This window comes from Psychrobacter sp. KCTC 72983 (genome assembly GCF_014280455.1).
Lineage (GTDB): Bacteria > Pseudomonadota > Gammaproteobacteria > Pseudomonadales > Moraxellaceae > Psychrobacter > Psychrobacter pacificensis.
The window spans coordinates 1,281,802-1,294,260 of record NZ_CP060390.1 but is presented as its reverse complement, the minus strand read 5'-3'; the positions used below and the strand labels follow the sequence as shown (position 1 = coordinate 1,294,260).

Here is a 12,459-nt window from a genome sequence, read left to right as displayed (position 1 = left end):
ATCTATATATAATAACGGATGCATCCAACTGATACATTAGTTGGCACAGTATTTTAGAGTCATCCGTTGATAGCCAAGAATAGTCATAGCATTGGACTAGCATTACTGATCAGCTAATCTGATTATAGTTGAGTAGGTTTAGTTCAATATAACGATAGATATGCAAATTAAGTGGTCAAAGACTGTTATATCATCTTCTTTAATAAGTGCATGCGATGGCCAGATAAAAGCCCTTAAACCTGCAATAAGAAGATTTTAAAACACGCTTTTCATTTACTTATAAGCATTAATAGGCATTAGGAAAACCGTAATGGCAACTAGACAAGACAATACCATTAGTAATATTAAGACCCTAAACTACGATGCAGTTATCGTTGGTGGCGGTGGTTCAGGTATGCGCGCTTCATTGCACTTAGCGGAAGCGGGTATGAAGGTTGCAGTCCTGACCAAAGTATTCCCAACACGTTCGCACACGGTTGCCGCTCAGGGTGGCATCGGTGCAAGTTTGGGCAACATGAGTAACGACAACTGGCATTTTCACTTTTATGACACCGTAAAAGGGTCAGATTGGTTAGGTGACCAAGACGCTATCGAGTATATGTGCCGTGAAGCGCCAAAGGTAGTCTATGAGCTTGAGCACATGGGCATGCCGTTTGACCGTAACGAAGATGGTACGATTTATCAGCGTCCATTCGGCGGTCATACGTCAAATTATGGCGAAAAAGCGGTACAACGTGCGTGCGCTGCTGCTGACCGTACAGGTCACGCATTGCTACACACGCTGTATCAGAAAAACTTACAGCAAGGTACTGAGTTCTTTATCGAGTGGATTGCGCTTGATTTGATCAAAGACGAAGCGGGTAACATCAACGGTGTTATCGCCCTTGAGCAAGAGACAGGTACTGTTGCGGTATTCCAAGCACCAGTTACTGTTCTAGCAACAGGTGGTGCAGGTCGTATCTTTGCCGCTTCTACCAACGCTTATATCAACACTGGTGATGGTATTGGTATGGCAGTTCGCGCTGGTATCCCACTACAGGATATGGAGTTCTGGCAGTTCCATCCAACGGGTGTTCATGGTGCAGGTGTACTATTGACCGAAGGTTGCCGCGGCGAAGGTGCTATCTTGCGTAACAAGGATGGCGAAGCTTTCATGGAGCGTTATGCGCCAACCGTTAAGGATTTAGCACCACGTGATCTCGTATCGCGTTCTATGGACCAAGAAATCAAAGAAGGTCGTGGTTGTGGCCCTAATGCTGATCATATCGTCATGGACATGACTCATTTGGGTGTCGACACTATCATGAAGCGTCTACCGTCAGTATTTGAGATCGGTAAAAACTTCGCCAACGTTGACATTACTAAAGAACCTATTCCAGTTATCCCAACCATTCACTACATGATGGGTGGTATTCCAACCACTATCCATGGTCAGGTAATCGTGCCGGATCTAGAAGCGGGTACAGATGAAGACGGTTTATATGCTAATGGTAACGTCGTTAAAGGCCTATACGCTATTGGTGAGTGCGCTTGTGTGAGTGTACACGGTGCCAACCGTTTAGGTACCAACTCACTACTTGATTTGGTTGTGTTTGGTCGTGCTGCTGGTAAGCACATTGTTGATGAGTTCCATCAAAACGATCATAACTACAAACCACTTGATCCGCATGTACTTGACATCACGGTTGGTCGTTTAAACAAATTGCAGCAATCAACATCAGGCTACAATGCACAAGACGTGGCTGATGAGATTCGCGCCACCATGCAGAAACACGCCAGTGTATTCCGTACGCAAGCCATGATGGATGAAGGCGTTGAGAAAATTTTAGCGCTGGGTGAGAAAGTCGAACAAATCCATTTGGGTGATAAATCACAAGTCTTCAACACTGCTCGTATCGAAGCGTTTGAAGTGGCAAACCTATACGAAGTAGCAAAAGCGACGATGGTATCAGCCGCGAGTCGCCACGAAAGCCGCGGCGCGCATAGTGTCTCTGATTATGATCGTCCAGAAGATGATGACTATGCACCAAACGGCCGTAATGACCACGATTGGATGAAGCATACTTTATGGTATTCTGAAGGCAACCGTATCATTTACAAACCAGTTCGCAAAGTGCCACTGACTGTTGACTATATCGAACCAAAAGTTCGCGTCTATTAATCCTAGACTATGCGCTCGATATAAACAGAAAGCTTAAACGTTTTATCCCTTATTCATTTATTAAAAAGGTGACCGCCAGCTACATGCTCATAGGAGTGCTGCTAGGCTATTAATTGATATTCAATTATCAGTAGTGATTAATAGCCAGCACTCATATGTTGCAATCTTTGTATGCCCGCCATCACCTACGTGTGGAGTTTAGCATTATGAGCCGAGGTACTCGCACCATCGAAATCTATCGCTACGATCCTGATGTGGACGCAGCCCCACGCATGCAAACTTATACGATTGAATTACTTGATTCAGATCGTATGTTGCTTGACGTGTTATTACGCCTAAAGAAAGAAGATGAAACAATCACTTTCCGCCGCTCTTGCCGTGAAGGTATTTGTGGTTCTGATGGCATGAACATCAATGGTAAAAATGGTCTAGCATGTCTAATCAACATGAACACGCTACCAGAAAAAGTAACCGTTCGTCCGTTACCTGGTTTGCCAGTGGTTCGTGACTTGGTTGTTGATATGAACCAATTCTACGAGCAATACGAAAAGGTACATCCGTACTTGATTAATGATCAGCCAGCACCCCCAACTGAGCGTCTGCAGTCTCCTGCTGAGCGTGAAAAGTTAAATGGTCTGTATGAGTGTATTCTGTGTGCATGCTGCTCAACGAGCTGCCCATCTTTTTGGTGGAACCCTGATAAGTTCTTAGGTCCATCAGCATTGCTACATGCGTATCGCTTTGTGGCTGACAGCCGTGACGGTGACACGCAAGCACGTTTGGCGCGTTTAGACGATCCGTTCAGTTTATTCCGTTGCCGTGGCATCATGAACTGTGTGTCAGTTTGTCCAAAAGGCTTGAACCCAACCAAAGCAATCGGACATTTACGTAATATGTTGATTGATCAAGCTGGTTAATTGTTTTGATTATTATTGACTAACAAAAACACCACCTATTTATTAGGTGGTGTTTTTGTTAGTCAAAATCACTGATTATAGTAGTGTTAATTTTCTGATTACTATTGTTTAAAGTGGGCTTCTATTGGTAGCGATGAACAATCCTGCCGGATAGGTAGAACAAGAAGCCTAGTACACTGGTGAATAATAGGGCGTTAGTCTATCCGTAAATCCGTACGGGCGATACGTTGACCATATGTAAGAAGACATATTATATAAACAGTCAATCTATACAATCAGATACACGTAAAGTTTGTTATAATTACACCCTGAACTTGATCAAACATTGCAAAGTTTGTTTCCGATGCATTAAAAGTAGCATCTATAAGGGCTATTGCATTAATACAATAAAACGTTATGTATACAATAACGAGGCTTCTATAATTGATAATAGATATTCATTACGTAAATACTTAGTATTGAACAAACAAACTATATCGCAAAAAACGCTCATGATATTCTATACAGCAATGCATGTTTATCTGAAACAATAAGATTTGTTAGCAAATAGCGGATATTTCAGCGATAATAGCCAGTTTATAGGCTAGCTGAAATATTGACCATTTATTAATAATTTATCATTGATGAATTGGTTATGGCTAAAAGAAGTATATATAAATTAATGTTGTGAAACGAGCCAGATCAGAAAACTGAGTGTTCACAAATAAATTTATTTTTAACATAGGTGTTGCAATAAGACTTGTTATCACTATTTAGCATTACTTGCTCTTTTAGACAATGACAGCAATATTCTATAGTGACGGCAATACTTAGGGATAAAGGGTTTTATCGAACTGTATACAATGGGGTATGACGAATTGTCTAAACGCCTAGCATACAACGACTGACACCATAATAAGCACGATTCCATTCATTTATCTATCAAATAGACGATTATTATGAATAGTATAACCAAAGAAAAAGCGGACCAAGGACATACTGAACTGGCCGCCGATAATGCCAGCTATATAGAAGCTCTTTATGAGCAATACCTAACGGACCCTGATAGTGTTGACACAGATTGGCAAGCGTACTTCGAACAGTACAAATCGTCAAATGATGCCCAGCATAATGCTATTAAAGACCAATTTTTGTTACTTGCCCGCAATCAAACGGCGAACAAATCGAGTAACGAAAGTACCGGTACAAGTAGTAGTAATTCAGACAACTGTACTGATCCAAAGCAAATGGGTGTACAGCAACTCATCTCCGCATACCGCCGCCGTGGTCACCGCCGCGCCAAGCTAGATCCATTGAACTTACATCCACGTGCAGAAGTGGAAGATCTGACCCTAGCTTATCACAACCTATCAGAAGCCGACCTTGATACTGTATTCCCAACCAATGATTTAGTGATTGGTAAAGACGAAGCACCATTACGTGAAATTATCGAGATCATGGAGCGTGTTTACTGCCGCCATATCGGTATTGAGTATATGCATGTGACCACCAGCACTGAAAAACGCTGGATGGAAGAGTATGTAGAAAGCAATCTAGGCTATATCAAGTTTGACAAAGAAAAGCGTTTGTCTATTCTTGAGCGTCTAACAGCGGCCGAAGGTCTAGAAAAATATTTGGCGCGTAAATATACAGGTGTTAAGCGTTTTGGTCTAGAAGGTGGTGAGAGTTTCATACCTGCAGTCAATGAAATCATCCAACGTGCTGGTGGCTATGGTACAAAAGAGATGGTCATTGGTATGGCTCACCGTGGACGTCTAAACGTGTTGGTCAATATTTTGGGCAAAAACCCTGCAGACTTATTTGATGAGTTTGACGGTAAAGTGCAGCCAGAGAAAGGCTCAGGCGACGTTAAGTATCACAATGGTTTTTCATCTAACGTGATGACCCCAGGTGGTGAAGCGCATTTAGCCTTAGCATTTAACCCATCGCATCTTGAAATCGTTGCACCAGTATTACAAGGCTCAGTACGTGCACGTCAAGTGCGCCGTAATGATCAGCCGTCATTAGATAATACTGGTGGCAACTCAGTATTACCAATCGTTATCCATGGTGATGCGGCTTTTGCTGGACAGGGTGTGGTTCAAGAAACCTTCCAAATGTCACAGACCCGTGCTTATACCACTGGCGGTACTGTACATATCGTTATCAATAACCAAGTTGGCTTTACCACTAGCCGTCAAGAAGATGTTCGTTCAACCGAATATTGTACTGATGTCGCAAAAATGGTACATGCACCAATCCTACACGTGAATGGTGATGATCCTGAATCAGTCGTTTTCGCGGCTCAATTAGCCTTAGACTATCGTCATCAGTTTGATAAAGACATCATTATTGACTTGTTCTGCTACCGTCGCAACGGTCACAACGAGGCAGATGAGCCTTCAGCCACTCAGCCATTGATGTATGCAGTTATTAAGAAGCTGCCAACGACACGTACCCTTTATGCACAAAAGCTCATCGCAGAAGGTATCTTAAATACTGAAGAAGAAAAACAGTATGAAGATAATTATCGTGAATCTTTAGACCGTGGCGATTACGTTGTCAGCTCACTGGTTCAAGAGCCTAACGAGCAGCTATTTGTAGACTGGAAGCCTTATCTAGGTCATGACTTGGTTGATGATTGGGATACCAGTGTTGATATCGAAAAGCTCAAAGGGTATGGACGCCGTATGGCTGAGATGCCAGAAGGCTACAAGCTACAGCGTCAGGTTCAAAAGGTTGTTGAGCAGCGTCTAGCCATGCAAACAGGCGAAGAGCCTCTCAACTGGGGTGCCGCTGAGACATTAGCCTATGCATCATTAGTTGATAACGATGATGTCTTGGTACGTATTACTGGTGAAGATGTCGGCCGTGGTACATTCTCACATCGTCATACTGAAATCTACAATGTTAATGATGGCAGCATGTATGTGCCACTTGCTCATTTGAGCGAGAAACAAGCACGTTTTGCTACTTATAACTCATTATTATCAGAAGAAGCTGTATTGGCCTTTGAATATGGCTATGCAACCACCGTACCGAATGCTTTGATCGTTTGGGAAGCGCAGTTTGGTGATTTCGTTAACGGTGCTCAAGTTGTCATTGATCAGTTCATCTCAAGCGGCGAGACCAAATGGCAACGCGTTTGTGGTTTGACCATGTTGTTACCACATGGCTTTGAAGGTCAAGGCCCTGAGCATTCATCTGCTCGCCTTGAGCGCTTCTTACAGCTATGTGCTGAAGACAATATGCAAGTCATCACACCAACGACGCCCGCGCAAATTTTCCATGCCTTACGTCGTCAGGCGATACGCCCAATTCGTAAGCCTTTGATCGTTATGTCACCAAAGAGCTTATTGCGTCATAAGCTAGCAACTTCTCATTTAGAAGAGCTTGCTAACGGTAAGTTCGAAACGGTATTGCCAGAGATGGACGATCACAACGCAGACAAAGTGACTCGTATGGTGCTATGCGGTGGTAAAGTATATTACGACTTGCTAGAGCAGCGTCGCGCATTGGGTCTTGATCATGTTGCGATCGTCCGTATCGAACAGCTATATCCGCTACCAGAGCAACGTTTGGTCGCTGAGATTGAAAAGTATAGCAATTTAACTGAGATTGTATGGACGCAAGAAGAGCCATTGAATCAGGGCGCTTGGTACTACTTAGCACCGCATATGTTCCGTATTGTTGTACCACATCCAACCAAAGCAAAAGTTATGGAGCCCGTGGCACGTCCTGCTAGTGCAGCACCTGCAACAGGATCACCAAAACTACATGCGCAGCAGCAGCAAGCACTGATTGCTGGTGGCCTTGGTGTAAGTGTTGATGAGTTAGCTCAATAATAGATTGTCTATTAAGACTATAGAAGATAAATGAATCAGGCGATGACAGTCAGTATGTTTTAATATTCTGCCAAATAGCATTATTAAAACGATACTGATTGCCTATCACGACTTAATAATAAGTATGAATATCCAAATCTAAGGAGTATATCGATGGCTGACATCAAAGCCCCCGTTTTTCCAGAATCGGTTGCCGATGGCACAATCGTTGAATGGCATGTCACTGAAGGTCAACAAGTTAGCCGTGACGACCTATTAGCTGAAATCGAAACTGATAAGGTGGTACTAGAAGTTGTGGCACCTGATGATGGTGTTGTGACCAAGATCGTCAAAGATGTTGACGATACTGTTCTGTCTGATGAGCTAATCGCACAATTTGAAGCAGGCGCAAGTGCTGGTGAAGCACCAGCGGTAGAGACAGATCAACCTGCTGCGCCAGTACAAGAAAAGCAAGCTGCAGATGGTGGCGAGCCAGTACAAGTCACTGACAAAAAAGATGAAGCAGAGCACAAAGATCAAAGCCCAGCCGTCCGTAAAGCGGCAAAAGAGTCAGGCGTTGATCCTAAAGATGTGGAAGGTAGCGGCCGCGGCGGTCGTGTCACCAAAACAGATATGGCTAACCCAACACTAAAATCAGACAGCAGCATCAAATCTGACAGCGGTCGTCCTGTAGCAGAATCAACGGGCGAGCGTACTGAAAAACGCGTACCGATGACTCGCTTGCGTAAGCGTGTTGCTGAGCGTCTATTATCAGCATCACAAGATACCGCGATGTTGACGACGTTTAACGAAGTGAACATGAAGCCATTGATGGACATGCGTGCTAAGTACAAAGAGAAGTTCGAAAAGCGTCATGGCGTACGTTTAGGCTTTATGTCGTTGTTTGTAAAAGCAGCGACAGAAGCACTGAAACGCTTCCCAGCAGTAAACGCTTCACTAGATGGCGATGACATTGTTTATCATGGTTTTTATGATATCGGTGTAGCCGTATCATCAGATCGTGGTCTGGTCGTTCCTGTACTGCGTGATACTGACCGTATGGGTATGGCGGACATCGAAGCCAAAATCCGTGAATACGGTAGCAAGGCGCAAGAAGGCAAGCTTGGTCTAGACGAGATGACGGGTGGTACATTCACTATCTCAAACGGCGGTGTATTTGGGTCATTGATGTCAACCCCTATCTTGAACCCACCGCAAACTGCCATCCTAGGTATGCATGCGATCAACGAGCGCCCAATGGCGGTCGACGGTAAAGTTGAAATCTTGCCAATGATGTATTTGGCGTTATCTTATGACCACCGTATGATCGATGGTAAAGAAGCGGTACAGTTCCTAGTAACTATCAAAGAGTTGGTCGAAGACCCAGCTATGTTGCTACTAGACTTGTAAGCTTCTAAGCTTGTATTGGCAACCGCTGATACAAGCTTTTTAGCTTTGGTGCAGATAATAGCTCTACCTGATAAGCAGCAACTGATTTGCTACTAAATATATTCAAAGAATTTAATAATGGTGACTGACGCTCAGTGATCGATAAGTGAGTCTTTCTCACGGACATAGCGTATTAGCTATCAAGTGTAGACAATGCTGAGCGTTTGGTAAATAAACCAGTTTAAATAACACATAAAATTAAAAATAGGAACGTACTATGAAAGATAATTATGATCTAGTCGTTATCGGCGGCGGACCTGGTGGTTACGAAGCGGCTATTCGTGCCGGTCAGTTGGGTATGAGCGTCGCTTGTATCGAAAAACGTGTTTACAAAGGCGAGCCAGCACTTGGCGGCACTTGCTTAAACGTTGGTTGTATTCCATCAAAAGCTTTACTTGATACCTCACATCGCTATGAGGCGACAAAAGACGAGCTCGACGAGCATGGCATCAGCACCGGTGATGTCGGCATCAACGTCGAGAAGATGATTGAGCGTAAAGAAGGTATCGTCAAGCAATTAACCGGCGGTGTTGCGGCACTACTCAAGGGCAATGGTGTTGACTGGCTACAAGGTTGGGGCACGTTAGTCGACGGTAAAGGCGATGACAAAAAAGTTAAATTTGTTGCGCTAGAGGATGATGCAGAAAGCACCATTACTGCCAAGAACGTTATCTTAGCCTCAGGTTCTGTGCCTATCGATATTCCAGTTGCCAAAGTCGATCACGAGCATATCGTCGACTCGACTGGCGCGCTTGATTTCACTGAGACGCCAAAGCGCTTGGGCGTGATTGGTGCAGGCGTTATCGGTCTTGAGCTTGGTTCAGTATGGCGTCGCTTGGGCGCGGAAGTCGTGGTTTATGAAGCGCTGCCTGAATTTTTAGCCGCTGCGGATAAAGATATCGCCAAAGAAGCTCGTAAGATGTTCAAAAAACAAGGCTTAGATATCCGCGTCGATACCAAAGTGACTAATGCAGAAGTCAAAGACGGTCAAGTCGTCGTCACTAGCGAAAACAAAGGCGAAGCCTCAGATGAGAGCTTTGATAAATTGATCGTTTGTGTCGGTCGCCGTGCTTACTCTGAGAAGCTACTTGGCGAGGACAGCGGTGTGACGCTAACCGAACGCGGCCTTATCGATGTCGATGATCAGTGCAAAACCAATCTAGATGGCGTCTATGCTATTGGCGATTTAGTACGTGGCCCGATGCTCGCGCATAAAGCGATGGAAGAGGGCATGATGGCGGTTGAGCGCATTCATGGCGAAAAAGCACAAGTCAACTATGACACTATTATCAACATTATCTATACCCATCCAGAAATCGCTTGGGTTGGTCTGACTGAAAAAGAAGCTGCGGATGCAGGCTATGAGGTCAAAACAGGCTCATTCAATCTAGCTGCTAACGGTCGCGCGCTGGCGCAAAGTGAAGCGCAAGGCTCAATCAAAGTCGTTGCCGATGCTAAGACCGATCGTTTACTCGGTATGCATGCTATCTTTGCTGGCGCGGGTGATATCGTCCATCAAGGCATGATCGCGATGGAATTTGTCTCTAGTATCGAAGATTTGCAGCTGATGACATTTGCGCATCCAACGATTTCAGAAGCAGTGCATGAAGCGGCGCTATCTGCAGATGGCCGTGCTATCCACGCTATCCAGCGCAAAAAGCGTAAGAAATAACTAGTTGCTCGTTTAATTATTATCGATTTACAACCTGATTGGGGTATCGCTATTTTGGTGATGCCACAATCATGAGTGCGTCAGACGTATGATTCATATGTATATGTGCGCACTTGATTTCACTTTTTATTAATTGTAAAAAATAAAGGATACAATCAATGAATTTACATGAGTATCAAGCAAAAGAGCTATTAAAAAGCTACGGATTGCCAATTCAAGAAGGCATCATCGCCCATAACGGCGACGAAGCTGCTGCAGCTTTTGATAAAACCCCAACGGATATCGCGGTAATCAAGGCGCAGGTACACGCTGGCGGCCGTGGTAAAGCGGGTGGCGTAAAACTGGTTAAAACTCGTGAAGAAGCCAAGCAAGTGGCTGAAGAGCTTATCGGCACGAACCTTGTTACTTATCAAACTGACGCAGAAGGTCAGCCAGTCAACTTTGTATTGGTTGCAGAAGATATGTATCCAGTACAAACTGAGCTATATCTTGGCGCTGTTGTTGATCGTGCAACTCGTCGTGTAACTTTCATGGCGTCTACCGAAGGCGGCGTAGATATCGAAGAAGTAGCACACAACACACCAGAAAAAATCTTCAAAGTACACGTTGATCCTTTAGTTGGTTTAATGCCTTTCCAAGCGCGTGACGTTGCGTTCAAACTTGGCCTTGAAGGCAAGCAAATCAATCAATTTGTTAAATTGATGACTGGCGCCTATAAGGCATTTGTTGAAAATGACTTTGCATTGATGGAAATCAACCCATTAGCCGTTCGTGAAAACGGCGAAATCGTTTGTGTTGATGGCAAAATTGGCATCGACTCAAACGCCCTATATCGTCTGCCAAAAATCGCAGCACTACAGGATAAAACTCAAGAAAACGAGCGTGAGCTTAAAGCCGCTGAGTTTGACCTAAACTATGTTGCTCTAGAAGGTAACATCGGTTGTATGGTTAACGGTGCTGGTCTTGCCATGGCGACCATGGACATCATCAAATTGTATGGCGGCAAGCCTGCTAACTTCTTGGACGTTGGCGGCGGCGCAACCAAAGATCGCGTTGTTGAAGCGTTCAAAATTATCCTTGAAGACAGCAGTGTTGAAGGCGTACTAATCAACATTTTCGGCGGCATCGTACGCTGTGACATGATTGCAGAAGCGATTATTGCTGCAGTAAAAGAAGTTGATGTACAAGTTCCTGTGGTCGTGCGTTTAGAAGGTAACAATGCTGAGAAAGGCGCACAAATCCTGAACGAATCAGGTCTAAAACTGATTTCAGCGCAAGGTCTGTCTGACGCTGCACAAAAAATTGTCGACGCTGTAAAAGCGTAATAGTCCCGATGTGATGGCAGCTTGCCCGTTATTGGCACTGCCGTCATAAGACAACCGAATACAAGGAAAACATAATGAGTGTATTAATTGATAAAGATACCAAAGTATTGGTACAAGGTTTTACTGGTAAAAACGGTACGTTCCATTCTGAACAAGCCATCGAATACGGCACCAAAGTGGTTGGCGGTGTTACGCCAGGTAAAGGCGGTCAAACGCACCTAGGTTTGCCAGTATTTAACACCATGAGCGAAGCGATGGAAGCGACCCAAGCAGACGCTTCTGTGATCTACGTACCAGCACCTTTCGTTCTTGACTCAATCATCGAAGCGGTTGACGCGGGCGTGAAGCTGATCGTGGTTATCACCGAAGGTGTACCAACCATCGATATGCTAAAAGCCAAACGCTACATCGAAGAAGCGGGCGACGTGCGTATGGTCGGTCCAAACTGCCCAGGCGTTATCACTCCAGGTCAGTGCAAAATCGGCATCATGCCAGGTCACATCCACTTGCCAGGTAAAGTGGGCGTTATCTCTCGCTCTGGTACACTAACGTACGAAGCAGTTGCGCAGACCACCAAGCTAGGCTTTGGTCAGTCAACTTGTATCGGTATCGGTGGTGACCCAATCCCAGGCATGAACCAAATCGATGCACTAAAACTGTTCCAAGAAGACCCACAAACCGAAGCGATCATCCTAATCGGTGAAATCGGTGGTACCGCTGAAGAAGAAGCCGCCGCTTACATCAAAGAAAACGTAACCAAGCCTGTTGTTGGCTACATCGCTGGTGTCACTGCACCTGCAGGTAAGCGTATGGGCCATGCTGGTGCTATTATCTCTGGTGGTCAAGGTACTGCTGAAGAGAAATTCAAAGCGTTTGAAGATGCTGGCATCGCGTACACACGTGACCCATCTAAACTTGGCGACAAGCTAAAAGAAGTTACTGGCTGGTAAGATAGACATTAGTCTATAGTGAAACTACTAAAACTATATTGAAATGTTAAGAAGACACCCCTACAATGGGGTGTTTTTTTATATCTGAAAATCCTATGAAAAGCGAGATATTGGCCATTACTTATAAAGATTGTATCAGTTCTCATAAACATGTTATTTTGAATGATATAGCTCGTAATTTT

General features: G+C 44.4%; 7 protein-coding genes. All 7 read left to right on the top strand.

Going from position 1 to position 12,459, the window contains the following annotated elements:
- Positions 1-310 precede the first annotated feature (310 nt).
- The 7 genes from sdhA (at position 311) to sucD (ending at position 12,277) form a co-directional block, all read left to right on the top strand.
- Complete coding sequence (sdhA, locus tag PSBA01_RS05510) at positions 311-2,161, top strand: succinate dehydrogenase flavoprotein subunit (protein ID WP_071002571.1); 1,851 nt, start codon at positions 311-313, stop codon at positions 2,159-2,161.
- 206 nt (positions 2,162-2,367) lie between these two features.
- Positions 2,368-3,078: a succinate dehydrogenase iron-sulfur subunit gene (locus tag PSBA01_RS05505; protein ID WP_058023969.1), complete on the top strand. Its 711-nt coding sequence runs from the start codon at positions 2,368-2,370 to the stop codon at positions 3,076-3,078.
- Between the two features lie 938 nt (positions 3,079-4,016).
- Entirely contained in the window at positions 4,017-6,902 is a 2,886-nt protein-coding gene (locus PSBA01_RS05500) for a 2-oxoglutarate dehydrogenase E1 component (RefSeq protein WP_186475285.1), read from the top strand.
- A gap of 153 nt (positions 6,903-7,055) precedes the next feature.
- Entirely contained in the window at positions 7,056-8,291 is a 1,236-nt protein-coding gene (gene odhB, locus PSBA01_RS05495) for a 2-oxoglutarate dehydrogenase complex dihydrolipoyllysine-residue succinyltransferase (protein ID WP_093069779.1), read from the top strand.
- 256 nt (positions 8,292-8,547) lie between these two features.
- A complete protein-coding gene (gene lpdA, locus PSBA01_RS05490) occupies positions 8,548-10,002 on the top strand; it encodes a dihydrolipoyl dehydrogenase (RefSeq protein WP_186475284.1) in 1,455 nt (484 codons plus the stop codon).
- Positions 10,003-10,160: 158 nt separating this feature from the next.
- Positions 10,161-11,327 carry an ADP-forming succinate--CoA ligase subunit beta gene (sucC, locus tag PSBA01_RS05485; protein WP_186475283.1) on the top strand — a complete coding sequence of 389 codons (1,167 nt, stop codon included), beginning with the start codon at positions 10,161-10,163 and terminating at the stop codon, positions 11,325-11,327.
- A 74-nt stretch (positions 11,328-11,401) separates the two neighbouring features.
- Positions 11,402-12,277 carry a succinate--CoA ligase subunit alpha gene (gene sucD / locus PSBA01_RS05480; RefSeq protein WP_093069786.1) on the top strand — a complete coding sequence of 292 codons (876 nt, stop codon included), beginning with the start codon at positions 11,402-11,404 and terminating at the stop codon, positions 12,275-12,277.
- Positions 12,278-12,459: the final 182 nt, after the last annotated feature.